Source organism: Flavobacterium sp. HNIBRBA15423 (genome assembly GCF_052655965.1).
On sequence record NZ_CP199751.1, the window covers coordinates 1,699,440 to 1,713,536 of the forward strand.

Annotated in this window: 16 protein-coding genes; 12 read left to right on the forward strand and 4 right to left on the reverse strand. The window is 28.6% G+C overall.

Features of this window, described 5'->3' with window-relative positions; genetic code table 11:
- Position 1 precedes the first annotated feature (1 nt).
- The 11 genes from ACULEV_RS07625 to hisIE all read left to right on the forward strand — a co-directional run bounded on the left by ACULEV_RS07625 (position 2) and on the right by hisIE (position 9,908).
- The gene (locus tag ACULEV_RS07625; RefSeq protein WP_445458073.1) at positions 2-1,120 is read left to right on the forward strand and encodes an efflux RND transporter periplasmic adaptor subunit; all 1,119 of its coding nucleotides are present in this window, start codon (positions 2-4) and stop codon (positions 1,118-1,120) included.
- Positions 1,121-1,125: 5 nt separating this feature from the next.
- Positions 1,126-1,611 carry a hypothetical protein gene (locus tag ACULEV_RS07630; protein ID WP_445458074.1) on the forward strand — a complete coding sequence of 162 codons (486 nt, stop codon included), beginning with the start codon at positions 1,126-1,128 and terminating at the stop codon, positions 1,609-1,611.
- A gap of 11 nt (positions 1,612-1,622) precedes the next feature.
- Positions 1,623-2,330 (forward strand): VIT1/CCC1 transporter family protein, encoded by a 708-nt coding sequence (locus ACULEV_RS07635; RefSeq protein ID WP_445458075.1) that lies wholly within the window; start codon positions 1,623-1,625, stop codon positions 2,328-2,330.
- Between the two features lie 264 nt (positions 2,331-2,594).
- Positions 2,595-3,452: an ATP phosphoribosyltransferase gene (gene hisG / locus ACULEV_RS07640; protein ID WP_445458076.1), complete on the forward strand. Its 858-nt coding sequence runs from the start codon at positions 2,595-2,597 to the stop codon at positions 3,450-3,452.
- Between the two features lie 21 nt (positions 3,453-3,473).
- Positions 3,474-4,757 (forward strand): histidinol dehydrogenase, encoded by a 1,284-nt coding sequence (gene hisD / locus ACULEV_RS07645; RefSeq protein ID WP_445458077.1) that lies wholly within the window; start codon positions 3,474-3,476, stop codon positions 4,755-4,757.
- A 41-nt stretch (positions 4,758-4,798) separates the two neighbouring features.
- Positions 4,799-5,863, forward strand: a complete 1,065-nt coding sequence (gene hisC, locus ACULEV_RS07650) for a histidinol-phosphate transaminase (protein ID WP_445458078.1) — start codon at positions 4,799-4,801, stop codon at positions 5,861-5,863.
- Complete coding sequence (hisB, locus tag ACULEV_RS07655; protein WP_445458079.1) at positions 5,856-6,992, forward strand: bifunctional histidinol-phosphatase/imidazoleglycerol-phosphate dehydratase HisB; 1,137 nt, start codon at positions 5,856-5,858, stop codon at positions 6,990-6,992. Before hisC ends, hisB begins: the two co-directional genes overlap by 8 nt.
- Positions 6,993-7,087: 95 nt before the next feature.
- Positions 7,088-7,675, forward strand: coding sequence for an imidazole glycerol phosphate synthase subunit HisH (gene hisH, locus ACULEV_RS07660; RefSeq protein WP_445458080.1), 588 nt, complete (start codon positions 7,088-7,090; stop codon positions 7,673-7,675).
- Positions 7,676-7,691: 16 nt separating this feature from the next.
- Positions 7,692-8,414: a 1-(5-phosphoribosyl)-5-[(5-phosphoribosylamino)methylideneamino]imidazole-4-carboxamide isomerase gene (hisA, locus tag ACULEV_RS07665; protein WP_445458081.1), complete on the forward strand. Its 723-nt coding sequence runs from the start codon at positions 7,692-7,694 to the stop codon at positions 8,412-8,414.
- A 71-nt stretch (positions 8,415-8,485) separates the two neighbouring features.
- A complete protein-coding gene (gene hisF / locus ACULEV_RS07670) occupies positions 8,486-9,241 on the forward strand; it encodes an imidazole glycerol phosphate synthase subunit HisF (protein WP_445458082.1) in 756 nt (251 codons plus the stop codon).
- Positions 9,242-9,308: 67 nt separating this feature from the next.
- Positions 9,309-9,908, forward strand: coding sequence for a bifunctional phosphoribosyl-AMP cyclohydrolase/phosphoribosyl-ATP diphosphatase HisIE (hisIE, locus tag ACULEV_RS07675; RefSeq protein ID WP_445458083.1), 600 nt, complete (start codon positions 9,309-9,311; stop codon positions 9,906-9,908).
- Between the two features lie 51 nt (positions 9,909-9,959).
- Here the strand turns inward: hisIE and ACULEV_RS07680 are convergent, their stop codons facing one another.
- On the reverse strand, positions 9,960-10,982 hold the full coding sequence (locus tag ACULEV_RS07680; protein ID WP_445458084.1) for a T9SS type A sorting domain-containing protein: 1,023 nt from the start codon (positions 10,980-10,982) through the stop codon (positions 9,960-9,962).
- Between the two features lie 110 nt (positions 10,983-11,092).
- On the opposite strand from ACULEV_RS07680, the gene ACULEV_RS07685 reads away from it, so the two are divergent.
- A complete protein-coding gene (locus ACULEV_RS07685) occupies positions 11,093-11,764 on the forward strand; it encodes a DUF2461 domain-containing protein (protein WP_445458085.1) in 672 nt (223 codons plus the stop codon).
- Here the strand turns inward: ACULEV_RS07685 and ACULEV_RS07690 are convergent.
- The 3 genes from ACULEV_RS07690 to ACULEV_RS07700 all read right to left on the reverse strand — a co-directional run bounded on the left by ACULEV_RS07690 (position 11,757) and on the right by ACULEV_RS07700 (position 14,005).
- Positions 11,757-12,251, reverse strand: coding sequence for a MepB family protein (locus ACULEV_RS07690; protein ID WP_445458086.1), 495 nt, complete (start codon positions 12,249-12,251; stop codon positions 11,757-11,759). The two genes, ACULEV_RS07685 and ACULEV_RS07690, sit on opposite strands and share 8 nt — an antisense overlap.
- Positions 12,252-12,263: 12 nt before the next feature.
- Complete coding sequence (locus ACULEV_RS07695) at positions 12,264-12,656, reverse strand: glyoxalase (RefSeq protein WP_445458087.1); 393 nt, start codon at positions 12,654-12,656, stop codon at positions 12,264-12,266.
- A gap of 89 nt (positions 12,657-12,745) precedes the next feature.
- On the reverse strand, positions 12,746-14,005 hold the full coding sequence (locus ACULEV_RS07700; RefSeq protein WP_445458088.1) for an OmpA family protein: 1,260 nt from the start codon (positions 14,003-14,005) through the stop codon (positions 12,746-12,748).
- Positions 14,006-14,097: the final 92 nt, after the last annotated feature.

A 14,097-nucleotide genomic window follows, 5' to 3' on the forward strand; every position in this document is an offset into this window, starting at 1 on the left:
AATGAAAAGAATAGTATATATAATAGTTTTAACCTTGGTTTTAACTTCATGTAAAAAGAACACAACAGAAGAAGTAGAGACTGTTGATAACGGAATAATTTCAGTAACAAAGGAGCAATTTCAAACTATGAAAATGGAAATTGGCTCACCAACTGAACAAGATTTTAATGTTGCTATAAAAACAACGGGGAAAATTGATGTACCACCAAAGAATAGAGTTAAAATCACTTCATTTTTAGGTGGTTATATTAAATCAACACATTTGTTAATTGGTGATAAAGTAAAAAGAGGACAAGCTTTAGTAACCTTAGAAAATACTGAGTTTATTGATATTCAAAAAGAGTATATAGAAGTAGCTGAACAAATTAATTATTTAAAGTCAGAATACGAAAGACAAAAGACTTTATACGATGAAAAAATAACATCACAAAAAAACTATCTAAAAGCAGAAAGTGAATATAAAAGAGCAAATGGTATGTATCAAAGTTTAAAAAAGAAATTACAATTGTTAAACATTGATCCATCTCAAGTTCAAAAAGGTAATTTAACATCAACCATGACAATTTATGCTCCTATTTCAGGTGATGTAACGGTTATGAATGCCAATGTAGGAATGTTTATGTCTCCTGCTGATGTAATTTTAGAAATTGTTGATACTAATCATCTACACGTAGAATTAGCCGTTTTTGAAAAAGATATTTTGCAAGTGAAAGAAGGTCAAAATATTATTTTTACTGTTCCACAAGCTTCCAAAGAAGAATTTAAGGCAGAAGTAGTCTTAGTTGGTAAATCTATTGAAGGAGATAATAGAACAATTATGATTCATGGTCATTTAGATGATGCTATAAAACAACGTCTTTTGACAGGAATGTTTGTTGAAGCAAATATCTTGACAAATACTAAAAAAGGGTTTGCAATTCCAATTGATGCATTGATTACAGAAAATGATAAAAATTATGTACTTTTATTAAAAAATAATTCAAATTCTGATTATACCTTTGAAAAAACTGAAGTAAAAACAGGAGAAAAATTGGCAAATTTTACAGAAATAATAGAGAACAATAAAATAAACAAAAACTCAAAAATACTTACAAAAGGAGTATTTGATTTAATAAAATAAAAAATATGAATAAAGCACATTTACACATGGTTTTTAACCATTTTCCAATCATAGGTTTGTTTTTTGGAATTGGAATTTTGGTTTATGGAATTATTAAAAAGCAAACTATTTTAACCAATTTAGCATATACTATTTTCATTATTTGTATGATTATGGGAAAAGCAACTATGATGACTGGAGAAGGAGCAGAGGAGATTGTTGAAGAACTAGGAATTTCTCATAGCATCATTCATGAACATGAAGAAATTGCAGAAACATTCATGAAATTGTTATATGTTTTAGGTTTAAGTTCAATTATAGGTTTAATTGCAAATACTAAGAAACACGCAAAAGCACATTTAATTATTTATTTGACTTTAATCTTAGCTATAGGCACAGCAGTTGTATCAAAATTTGTAGGCACTTCAGGTGGAGAAATTCGTCATACAGAAATTAGAGAAAATACTACAGACACTGAAGAATTACATTCAGACCACAATGACGATTATTAAATAATAATTTTATGAAAGATGAATTGGATAATTATTTAGACAATCATTATATACACAAAAGCAATTGGCTACGAGCAGCTGTTTTAGGTGCAAATGATGGTATTTTATCAACTTCAAGTATTGCAATCGGTGTTGCTGCTGCTAGTGAATTTAGAGAACCAGTAATTTTAGCAACTCTAGCAGGTTTGGTTGCAGGTGCATTGTCTATGGCAGCTGGTGAATATGTTTCTGTAAGCTCACAGACGGATATTGAAAAAGCTGATATTGAAAGAGAAAAAGAAGAATTAGCAGAAATGCCAAAAATTGAATTGCAGCGTTTAGCACAAATTTATGAAGAACGAGGTTTAAAAAAAGATACTGCTTTACAAGTTGCCAAAGAATTAACTGCTCACGATGCATTAGGAGCTCATATAAGAGATGAATTAGGAATAAATGAAATTAGTCAAGCAAAACCTTTACAAGCAGCTTTGGCTTCAGGAGCTTCATTTACTGTTGGAGGTGCTTTACCTTTTTTAGTAACTTTATTTCTTCCTGTAAAATCTATGGAATATTGGCTATATGCATTAGCTATTTTGTTTTTAGCTTTTCTAGGTGCTTTAGCAGCTAAAACAGGTGGTTCAAGTGTTCTTAAAGCAGTTTTAAGAATTACATTTTGGGGAACTATTGCCATGGCATTAACCGCTTTAGTAGGATATGTATTTGGAGTTAATCTAGTATAAAATATATTTCTAAACATTAAACAAATTATAATTTTTTAAAAAGATTTGTTTTGTAAAAGATAATGTCTTTATATTTGCACTGTTAAAAACAATTAGAAACAATGTTTACAAATAAATTACATCACCATCATTATTTCCACGCTCAAGCGAGGCCATAGTGATTTTGTAGTAATTCAAAATAATTATAAACCCGTTTGAGTAAATCAAACGGGTTTTTCTTTTGAAAACGTATTGATTTATTCAAACTTATTTCAAAACAAACAAATGAGCATCTTAAAAATTGCAATTCAAAAATCAGGAAGACTTTATGATGAAAGTATCCAACTCTTAAAAGATTCAGGTATATCTATTTACAATGGTAATGACCAGCTTAAAGTTACTGCTTCAAATTTTCCTTTAGAAGTTTATTTCTTACGAAATTCAGATATTCCACAATATTTACTTGATGGTGTAGTAGATGTTGCCATAGTGGGAGATAATCTTCTAGTAGAAAAAGGAAAAAATATTACTGTGGCTGAAAAATTAGGTTTTTCAAAATGCAAAGTGTCTGTGGCTGTTCCAAAAGTATTTAAATACAAAAGCTTGAATGATTTAGATGGATTAAGAATCGCTACTTCTTATCCAAATACTGTAATTGAATATTTTAACTCTAAAGGAATGGAAGTAGACATTCATCAAATATCTGGTTCTGTTGAAATTGCTCCTAATATAGGTTTATCTGATGCTATTGTTGATATCGTTTCCAGTGGAAGTACTTTATTCAAAAACGGATTGAAAGAGGTAGAGGTTATCTTAAAAAGTGAAGCCGTTCTAGCAATTTCACCAGAAATAACATCTGAAGCTAAACAAATATTAGATAAATTACAGTTTCGCATACAAGCTGTTCTTCGTTCAAGAAAATCAAAATACATTTTAATGAATGTACCCAATGATAAAATTGCTTTAGTTTCAGAAATATTACCTGTATTAAAAAGTCCTACAATTATGCCTTTAAGTCAAGAAGGTTGGAGCAGTTTGCATTCTGTAATTGAAGAAGATACTTTTTGGGAAGTAATTGATCAATTGAAAGATGCTGGTGCAGAAGGAATTCTAGTATGTCCAATTGAAAAAATGGTTTTATAATTAATCACTAATTACTACAAAATGAAAAAAATATATAATCCACAACTGCAAGATTGGTCAGAAATTTTAAAGCGACCAACCCAAACTTTCAATGATATTGAAGAGACTGTTAAAGGCATATTTAAGGAAGTTCAACAAAAAGGTGATCAAGCCGTTTTAAAATATACTTCTTTATTTGATGGAATAAAATTTACTAATTTTATAGTATCACAAAATGAAATAGATATTGCAATAAATGAAATTTCAGAAGATTTATTAAATGCAATTTGTTTAGCAAAGTCTAATATAGAAAAATTTCATACTGCCCAAAAAACCAATAAAATTGAAATTGAAACTACTGAAGGAGTTGTATGTTGGCAAGAAAAAAGACCCATTCAAAAGGTAGGTTTATATATTCCGGGTGGTTCTGCTCCTTTGTTTTCAACTGTTCTAATGCTTGCTATTCCTGCTAAAATTGCAGGTTGTAAGGAAATAGTATTGTGTACACCACCAGATAAAAATGGAAGCATTAACCCAGCTATTTTATTTACTGCGCAATTATGTGGCGTAACTAAAATATATAAAATAGGTGGCATTCAAGCCATTGCAGCAATGACTTTTGGTACAGCCTCTATTGATAAAGTTTATAAAATTTTTGGACCAGGAAATCAATACGTTACTATAGCAAAACAATATGCCTCTCAATTAGGAGTTGCTATAGATATGCCTGCAGGACCAAGTGAACTTTTAATCTTTGCAGATGAATCTGCAGTGCCAAGTTTTGTAGCATCAGATTTATTAAGTCAGGCAGAACACGGAAAGGATAGTCAAGTAATTTTGGTTACCACTTCTAAGAACATTTTAAATGATGTTGAAGAAGAAATTTATAAACAATTAGAAGTTCTACCAAGAAAGGAAATTACGCAAGTGGCAATCAATAATTCAAAGTTAATTTATATGGATTCAGAAGAAAAATCTTTAGAATTAATAAATGAATATGGACCAGAACATTTTATTATTTGTGCTAAAAATGAGAACTACTTTATAAATAATATTGAAAATGCAGGCTCAATATTTATTGGAAATTATACACCAGAAAGTGCTGGTGATTACGCTTCTGGAACCAATCATACATTGCCAACAAATGGATATTCAAAAAGTTATAGTGGTGTAAATTTGGATAGTTTTTTAAAGGCAATGACATTTCAAAAAATTTCCCAAAATGGCATACTTAATATTGGTAAATCTATTGAGTTAATGGCTGAATCTGAAGGTTTACAAGCACATAAAAACGCAATAACATTACGATTAAAAAAAATACAATAAAAACAAACACAAGCAAACAAACAAAAAAGAATAATATTTATATGAAAATTAAGTTGAAGAATATTGATTTAGAATCTCTTGTAAGAAAAAATGTTAAAACCATGCGTCCATATTCATCCGCAAGAGATGAATTTAGCGAACTCAATACTGATAATATGGTTTTCTTAGATGCTAATGAAAATCCTTTTGAAAACGGGCTTAATCGATATCCGGATCCACATCAAAGAGCTTTAAAAGAGGTTTTAGCTGAAATTAAGAATGTTTCTACGCAAAATATTTTAGTAGGTAATGGTAGTGATGAAGTACTAGATTTGTTATTTAGAGCATTTTGCGAACCTAATGTTGATAATATTATTACTTTACCACCAACTTATGGAATGTATGGTGTTTTGGCTAATCTTAATGCAATTAAAAATAAAAAAATCATTTTAACAGATGAATTTCAACCAAATGTAAATTCTATTTTAAATAGAGTGAATGAAAACACAAAAATAATTTTTCTTTGTTCCCCAAATAATCCTACTGGAAATACTTTTTCGGATGAAAGTATTTTGCGAATCTTAAACGAGTTCAATGGATTAGTTGTTATTGATGAAGCATATATTGAATTTTCAGATAAACCAACTTGGTTAAAGAGAATTTCAGAATTTGAAAATTTGGTAATAGTACAAACTTTATCTAAAGCTTATGGAATGGCAGGTTTACGTTTAGGGTTATTGTTTGCTTCAACAGATATAATTACTGTTTTAGAAAAAATAAAACCACCATATAATGTAAATAGTGTTTCACAAAATTTAGCCATAGAAAAGCTAGCAAGCTTAAAATATATCTATGAAATAGAAGAAATTAAAGAAGAAAGGGAAAAAGTAATGAAAGCATTAGTTTGTTGTAAAGTGGTTACAGAAATCTTCCCTTCTGAAACAAATTTCATTCTTTTTAAAGTGGACAACGCTACTTTTCAATACAATCAATTTTTAGAAAATGGCATTGTGGTAAGAAATCGTTCTAATGATTCTTTATGTAGAAGCTGTTTACGAATTACCATTGGCACACCAAAAGAGAATGAAAAAGTGATTGAATTACTTAAAAATTTAAAAAATGTCTAAAAAAGTATTATTCATCGATAGAGATGGAACTCTAATAAAAGAAACAATTGATGAGCAAATCGATTGTTTTGAAAAAATGATTTTTTATCCAAAATGTATTCCTTATCTAAGTAGAATTGCACAAGAATTAGATTATGAGTTGGTAATGATTACCAATCAAGATGGTCTTGGCACAGCTTCTTTCCCTGAGGAAACTTTTTGGCCAGTACATAATTTTATAATGAAAACTTATGAAAATGAAGGTGTTATATTTGATGCCGTTTTTTTAGATAGAACTTTTCCTCATGAAAATGCTATTACTCGTAAACCAGGAACAGGACTATTAACAAGCTATTTTTCAGAAGAATATGATTTGACTAATTCATTTGTAATTGGTGATCGTTTGACCGATGTAGAACTAGCAAAAAACTTAGGTTCAAAAGCGATTTTTATAAATGATAATACAAATCTTGGAACGAATGAAATATCAATTAAAAGAGAAGAATTAGATTCTGTTATTGCTTTAGAAAGTAATGATTGGCAAAAAATTTACGAATTTTTAAAGTTAGAAAATCGAACTGCTTCTATCATTCGTAAAACTAATGAAACCGATATTTCCATTACATTAAACCTTGATGGAACTGGAAAAAGCAATATTAATACAGGTTTACCCTTTTTTGATCACATGCTAGACCAAATTTCTCGACACGGACAAATGGATTTAGACATTCAAGTAAAAGGTGATTTAGAAGTAGATGAACATCATACTATTGAGGACACTGCTATAGCTTTAGGTGAAGTTTTTGCAAAAGCACTAGGAAATAAATTAGGTATTGAACGTTATGGTTTTTGTTTGCCAATGGATGATTGTTTAGCGCAAGTAGCAATTGATTTTGGAGGCAGAAATTGGTTAGTTTGGCAAGCGGAATTTAAACGTGAAAAGATTGGAGAAATGCCAACTGAAATGTTTTTTCATTTTTTTAAATCCTTTACAGATGGTGCCAAAGCAAATCTAAACGTAAAGGCAGAAGGAGCTAATGAACATCATAAAATTGAAGCCATTTTTAAAGCGTTTGCCAAAGCCATAAAAGTGGCTGTAAAACGTGATGCTGATAAAATGATTTTGCCAAGTACGAAAGGAATGCTTTAAATAAGTCAAAAGTTTGAAAGTCATAAAGTTAAAAGAGAATAACTTTACGAAAATGGACTTTAAGACCTTCGACTTTAAACTTTAAGACTATACAAATGAAAATAGCCATTATAGATTACGGTGCAGGAAACATACAAAGCATACTTTTTGCTATTGAAAGAATTGGTTTTGAAGCTTTTGTAACCAATGATTGGAATTTAATAAAAGCTGCAGATAAAATTATCTTTCCAGGAGTTGGCGAAGCGAGTAGTGCTATGCAAAAATTAAATGAAAGTGGTTTAAACATTTTGATACCAACACTAAAACAACCTGTTTTAGGTATTTGCTTAGGCATGCAATTAATGTGTAAAAGTACGGAAGAAGGAAATACTAATGGTTTAGGTATTTTTGATATCGATATTATTAAATTTTCTAATAAGGTAAAAGTGCCACAAATGGGTTGGAACACAATTTACAATTTAAAATCGCCTCTTTTTGAAGGTATTAAAGAAAATGAATACGTGTATTTAGTGCATAGTTTTTATGCCCCAAAAGGTTCAAATGCAATAGCTTATACCGATTATGAAACAGAATATGCAACAGCTTTACAAAAAGATAATTTTTATGGAGTGCAATTTCACCCTGAAAAAAGTGGTATTCACGGAGAACAAATTTTAAAAAACTTCTTAAAGCTGAATAATTAATTACAAATTACGCAAAATGAGAATAATTCCAGCAATCGACATCATTAACGGAAAGTGTGTGCGTTTATCCAAAGGTGATTATAATACTAAAAAAATATACAACGAAAATCCGCTTGAGATTGCTAAGTCTTTTGAAGCCCACGGAATTGAGTACCTACATCTAGTTGATTTAGATGGTGCCAAATCAAATAAAATTATCAATCACAAGATTTTAGAACAAATTGCTTCAAAAACGAGTTTAAAAATTGATTTTGGAGGTGGTTTAAAATCAGATGATGATCTAAGAATTGCTTTTGAAAGTGGAGCCAATCAAATTACTGGTGGAAGTATTGCTGTAAAAAATCCAGAATTATTTAAAAATTGGATTAACCTACATGGTACTGATAAAATTATTCTTGGTGCAGATGCCAATAATAGAAAAATAGCAGTTTCTGGCTGGTTAGAAGAAAGTAATGAAGAAGTAATTTCTTTTATACAAAAGTATCAAAAAGAAGATATTTCTTATGTGATTTGTACAGATATTGCAAAGGATGGCATGCTTGAAGGTCCAAGTTTTGAATTATATGAAGATATTTTAAAGGAGTGTCCAAACGTAAAATTAATCGCTTCAGGAGGTATTTCAACTTTTAATGAATTGCCAAGATTAGCGGAATTAGGTTGTGAAGGAACTATTATTGGTAAAGCCATTTATGAAGGAAGAATTACATTAAAACAATTAGAAAATTTTATAAGTAACTAGTGATGATTAATTAGCTTTAAAACTATAAATACACTCTTTACTAATCACTTTTCACTAATAACTGATAAAAAATGCTTACAAAAAGAATAATTCCTTGTTTAGACATAAAAAACGGTCGCACAGTAAAAGGTGTCAACTTTGTAGATTTAAAAGATGCTGGTGATCCAGTTGAATTAGCCAAAAAATATTCTGAATGCGGAGCTGATGAACTTGTTTTCCTAGATATTTCTGCTACTGAGGAAGGTAGAAAAACTTTAGTTAATTTAGTTAGAAAAGTGGCACAGACGATTAACATTCCTTTTACTGTTGGTGGAGGTATATCTTCTGTTGATGATGTTGCTGTTCTATTGAAAAATGGGGCTGATAAAATAGCTATAAATTCATCTGCTGTTAAAAGACCTGAATTAATTAACGAATTGGCAACTAAATTTGGTAGTCAATGTGTGGTCGTTGCTATTGATGCAAAACAAATTGATGGAAAATGGATGGTGCATTTAGTAGGAGGAAAAGTACCAACAACAATTAATTTATTTGATTGGGCAAAAGAAGTAGAAGAAAGAGGAGCAGGAGAGATTTTATTTACTTCTATGGATAATGATGGTACAAAAAATGGTTTTGCAAATGATACCTTAGCTAAATTATCAGAATTAGTAAATATTCCAATAATAGCTTCTGGTGGAGCAGGTAACAGGCAACATTTTTTAGATACTTTTATTCATGGCAAAGCAGATGCAGCTTTAGCAGCTAGTGTCTTTCATTTCCAAGAGATAAATATTCCTGAGTTGAAAGGATATTTAATAGATAAGAAAATTAACATAAGGATATAATAAATAATATAAACTAAACTTAGTGCAACTTAGTGTCAAACTTTGTGAATCTTTGTATAACTAAAATATGAAAATAGATTTTACAAAAAGCGAAAACGAATTAATTCCTGCTATAATACAAGATAATTCAACAAAAAATGTACTCATGTTAGGTTATATGAATCAAGAGGCAATCGATAAAACTTTAGCTACAAATAAAGTTACTTTTTTTAGCCGTTCTAAAAATAGATTATGGACAAAAGGTGAGGAGAGTGGTCATTTTTTAGAATTAGTTTCAATAAAGAATGATTGTGATAATGACACTTTATTAATTCGAGTTAATCCTATCGGACCTACATGTCATACAGGTTCAGATACTTGCTGGCAAGAAACTAATAATGAAGAATTTGGTTTCATTACAAAATTAGAATCCATAATTAAGAATCGTAAAGAAAATGCTGATTCAGAAAAAAGCTATGTTGCTAGTTTATTTGCCAAAGGAATTAATAAAATTGCTCAAAAAGTAGGAGAGGAAGCGGTGGAAGTAGTGATTGAAGCTAAAGATGAAAATAATGATTTGTTTTTATCAGAAAGTGCAGATTTACTGTTTCACTATCTAATTTTATTACAAGCTAAAGGTTTTCAGTTGAATGATGTTGTTACAATTTTGAAGAATAGAGAAAAGTAAAAGGTTAAGATTTATTAAATAAACCTTAACCTTAATATATTTTAATTAATCTTAGCCTTTTATAAAAATTTGTGAATTTTTGTCTAACATTAATATGTACTTCCCTTTACTTAAATGAGATACATTTATTTTGTTATTAATAATATTTGAGTTTTGTATTAGCTTTCCATTAGTGTTATATATTTTATATTCATCAAATGTATATTTACTTTCGATATTTATAACATCAGCAGTAGGATTTGGATAAATTTTTATTTTTGGATCCGTATTTACAAAATTTATATTACTAAGTAAGGGAGTGATTGGCAATTTAGAAATTTTACCAGCAACTGTTTGAATAAAAAATAATTCATTGTCTATTATTATGACACCATTTGGCCAAGAATTAGGTTGCAATTGAATTAAATCTTGAAACTGAAAATCAAGTTTTGAATAAAATGAAATAGAATTTCCTGAACTTTCACAAATAAATAATAATTCATCATTCATAATAATACCTGAAGCATAATTTAAATTATTTAAAATAACGTTTAAATAATTCATTGTCACATCAAATTTATATAGTTTATTTGTGTGGTTAGAAGTAAAGTACAATTGGTTTTCATAAATTGTAAAAAAATTTGGTTTATATCCTAATAATGCATCCGATTGTATATTAGTAGTCAAATTTATTTTAACTATTTTTGAAGCAACATATTGACCAATATATAATTCATTATTAATTTGTGCCATTGGTCCTGCAATGTTTGCTAAAAGAATTGGTGGAGAATTTAAATTGGATAAATCAATTTTGTATGTTTTATAAGGATTTTCAACTCCAACATACAACGTGTTATTTTTAACATAAACAAAATTTGGATTTTCGTTAAATTGACTAACTAATTCATAAGAAGGATTAGGTAAAGTATAATCGAATCGATAAACTTTTTTATTTACATACGAATTAAAATAAATAAAATTATCTTTATAGGTAAGATTTGATATACCAGCAGAATTAAGATTAGTAAGTAAATCGGTCACTTGACTAAAAGCAAAATTTGTTAGTAACAGCAATAGAGTTATTTTAATTTTCATAATATCAAGCTTTTAAATTAATTTGGGGTTCTTAAATTTACGCTTTTTTTATTTAAGAAGTAAAATAAAAAACAATTTATTTAACATATTTTTAACACATTGACAAAAAAATGATTATAATCACGCAAGAAACTTTATCTTTTTTATCAGAATTAAAAGAAAATAACAATAGAGAATGGTTTGCAGATAATAAAAAACGCTTTGAGAAAGAAAAAAAGTTTATAAAACAATTTTTTAATGAAATTGGTGATTCTCTTGGAAAAATAGATAATATTGAAAGCACACAAATATTTAGAATTTATAGAGATGTTCGTTTTTCAAAAAATAAATTACCTTATAAAGTCAACTTTAGTGCTGGTTATAGAAGAACAAAGCCTATGCTAAGAGGAGGGTATTATTTACATATTGAAAATGATGCTAGTTTTGTTGGTGGTGGTTTTTGGGAGCCAAATACAGAAGATTTATTACGTATACGTAAAGAGATAGAGCTTGATGCTTCGGAATTAAGAGAGATTATAGCACAAGAAACTTTTAAAAAATATTTTGGTTCCCTTCAGGGTGAAGAATTAAAAACTGCTCCAAGAGATTTTGATAAAAATCATCCAGATATCGATTTAATTCGAAAAAAACAATATTTAGTAACACGATCTTTTTCTAATAAAGAAGTCTTGTCTCCTGATTTTGATAAAGAAATCTTAATTACTTTTCAAGCAATGAGACCATTTTTTGATTATATGAGTGATGTTCTAACTACTAATCTTAATGGAGAAAGTATTATTTAGAATACATTTTTTTAATTATATCAAAATCGATATTATTAGATAGTAAAATAAAGAACTCCTTTTGCCAAGATTGTGTTTTTACAGCTTGTTTATTTATTGCTTTTTCCCAAGTAGGATAAACTCTAAAAGCTCTTTTTCCTTCTTTATTTTTAGATGAAATAATGCCTTTTTGAATTAAAATAGATTTAGGGAAAATATATTGACCTAAATTATTTTCAAAAGAACAGTTTACAACAAAAAAATCAAAATCATCATTTTCATGATAAGGTTGAATGGGGCCCAAATCACTTCTTTTCCAAAATGTAACAAATTGACCTTGCTTTTTAGGAGTGATTTTAGATTTTCTAAAGATAATTTTGTTTTCATTTAAAAGAAATGAACAAGCGCTGTATTCTTTACTTTCATCATGAGAAATAGCATTAGTTATCTTTAAAGAACAGTTATCATATATATTTTTTTCTAATGAAAGTAATTCTGAGTCAATCATTTATATTGGATGTTAATTTTCGAATAATTGAATTTGAGTTTTGATGCGTTCAATTAATAAATTCATCATTCGTTTATTAATATTAGAAGAATTTTGGATGTATTCTTTATATTCAGAAATAGTAAACATTCCTATGACTATTCCTTTTAGAGAATTTCTAAATTTAATATCTCGTTGAATAACATTTTCAACATAATTCATTTTTTTTTCAGGTGTTAGAGTAAAAAAAACGCCCTTTTGTTTTATTGCATAATTTCGAAAAACTTCTAAGAATAAATCGTTTTGAAATTTTAAAATAGGACGCAAGGTTAGATTTTGAAATTTCTCTTCAGAACTTGAAGTTGCTGTGACTAATCCAATAGATTCTCCTCTAATTTCTAGAATAGCTTCATCTTTAGTTTTCATAATAGCAATTTTTACAGTTAACTAAAGTTAAAAAAAAATAGCCCTCATAAATGAAGACTATTTTTTAGTTATTAAGATTGTATTGTTAATTACTTTAATTTAAAAGTAACTCTTCTTACTAATTTTCTTGCATCAGCAGAGTTTGGATCTACAGATGTATCTTCACCTTTAGCAACTTCTACTAAACGAGATGCATCAACACCAGTTTTAATAATAACATCTTTTACAAATGTTGCTCTAGCTGCAGATAATTTTTCATTGTATTCAGTTTGACCAATTTCATCAGCGTAACCTATAATTTCTACACTTGAACCTGGATTAGATTTTAAATATTGTGTTACAAATTGAATTGCACCATAAGAAGAACTAGTTGGTTTACTAGAACCAGTATTAAAATATACATTAATATAACCACCATTAATCATATCTTCAACAGATTGATTTGATAAAGATTTGTCTTCATTTCTTACTCGTTCAACATAAGACTCAATTTCATCAGGAACACCATTATTATTCATATCAACAGCACGTCCTTTTGTATCTACTGCTACACCAGTTATGGTATTAGGCTCAGTATCAAGATAATCTGGAACTCCATCACGATCAGTATCATTTAACATGGTTTCTAATTCTGCAACACGAGTTTCTAATTTTTCTAATTCTTCACTGATTTTACTAGGAACAAACCAATCAGCGTGTTTTTCATTTTTACCTAAATAAATTGAAAAACCAATGCTAGCATTATACAGAGTGCTGTTAAAACCTCTGTTACCAGAAACTGAAGGATCCTCAAAGCCATCAAATGTATATTGTTGATTTATATTATTTATCATTGTAAAATCTGTATTAAGAGCAATTCTATCAGATAGTCTAAATTGAGCAGTAAGACCTAATATGAAGTTAGTCATATCGTCATTTCCTTCAAACCTGTCATTAGTCATGTATGAAAATCCAATTCCAGTATGAGCTTGTAAATTAATCGTATTTGTCCAATCTTCAAATGTTAAAAGTCTTCCTAAGTTTATTACTCCTTGTAAATTTGTTCTATAGTATTGTCCTTCAAATTCAAAACTTTCTGATTTATTTTTAAATGTGTCTAGCCCAAGATCTAATTTTAAACCAAATTTAGTATTAAACATGTATCTGATACCTAAATCACCATGAATAAAATTTGTATTACTAGAATAATAATTAGGTGAGAATGGAGCAGTTGGCTTACTTAAACCAGCATTTAAATCAATAGACCATCTGTTGAAATCAATTTCTACTTGTTTTTCAGTTTCTTCTTGAGCACTAACCAAAGAGGTAACCATCAACATTAGTGATAAAAAAAGAATAATTTTTTTCATAATTTACAATTTTTAAAATAAGTACGAAATTAGGCAATTTTAATCTGTATAAAAAATAAAAAGCATGTTATTCTATCAATAATAATCATGTT

What these genes read in the sequence shown, in the direction of transcription:
- ACULEV_RS07625 (WP_445458073.1), top strand. Translation starts at nt 2, where the DNA reads ATGAAAAGAATAGTATATATAATAGTTTTAACCTTGGTTTTAACTTCA.
- ACULEV_RS07630 (WP_445458074.1), top strand. Translation starts at nt 1,126, where the DNA reads ATGAATAAAGCACATTTACACATGGTTTTTAACCATTTTCCAATCATA.
- ACULEV_RS07635 (WP_445458075.1), top strand. Translation starts at nt 1,623, where the DNA reads ATGAAAGATGAATTGGATAATTATTTAGACAATCATTATATACACAAA.
- hisG (WP_445458076.1), top strand. Translation starts at nt 2,595, where the DNA reads ATGAGCATCTTAAAAATTGCAATTCAAAAATCAGGAAGACTTTATGAT.
- hisD (WP_445458077.1), top strand. Translation starts at nt 3,474, where the DNA reads ATGAAAAAAATATATAATCCACAACTGCAAGATTGGTCAGAAATTTTA.
- hisC (WP_445458078.1), top strand. Translation starts at nt 4,799, where the DNA reads ATGAAAATTAAGTTGAAGAATATTGATTTAGAATCTCTTGTAAGAAAA.
- hisB (WP_445458079.1), top strand. Translation starts at nt 5,856, where the DNA reads ATGTCTAAAAAAGTATTATTCATCGATAGAGATGGAACTCTAATAAAA.
- hisH (WP_445458080.1), top strand. Translation starts at nt 7,088, where the DNA reads ATGAAAATAGCCATTATAGATTACGGTGCAGGAAACATACAAAGCATA.
- hisA (WP_445458081.1), top strand. Translation starts at nt 7,692, where the DNA reads ATGAGAATAATTCCAGCAATCGACATCATTAACGGAAAGTGTGTGCGT.
- hisF (WP_445458082.1), top strand. Translation starts at nt 8,486, where the DNA reads ATGCTTACAAAAAGAATAATTCCTTGTTTAGACATAAAAAACGGTCGC.
- hisIE (WP_445458083.1), top strand. Translation starts at nt 9,309, where the DNA reads ATGAAAATAGATTTTACAAAAAGCGAAAACGAATTAATTCCTGCTATA.
- ACULEV_RS07680 (WP_445458084.1), bottom strand. Translation starts at nt 10,982, where the DNA reads ATGAAAATTAAAATAACTCTATTGCTGTTACTAACAAATTTTGCTTTT.
- ACULEV_RS07685 (WP_445458085.1), top strand. Translation starts at nt 11,093, where the DNA reads ATGATTATAATCACGCAAGAAACTTTATCTTTTTTATCAGAATTAAAA.
- ACULEV_RS07690 (WP_445458086.1), bottom strand. Translation starts at nt 12,251, where the DNA reads ATGATTGACTCAGAATTACTTTCATTAGAAAAAAATATATATGATAAC.
- ACULEV_RS07695 (WP_445458087.1), bottom strand. Translation starts at nt 12,656, where the DNA reads ATGAAAACTAAAGATGAAGCTATTCTAGAAATTAGAGGAGAATCTATT.
- ACULEV_RS07700 (WP_445458088.1), bottom strand. Translation starts at nt 14,005, where the DNA reads ATGAAAAAAATTATTCTTTTTTTATCACTAATGTTGATGGTTACCTCT.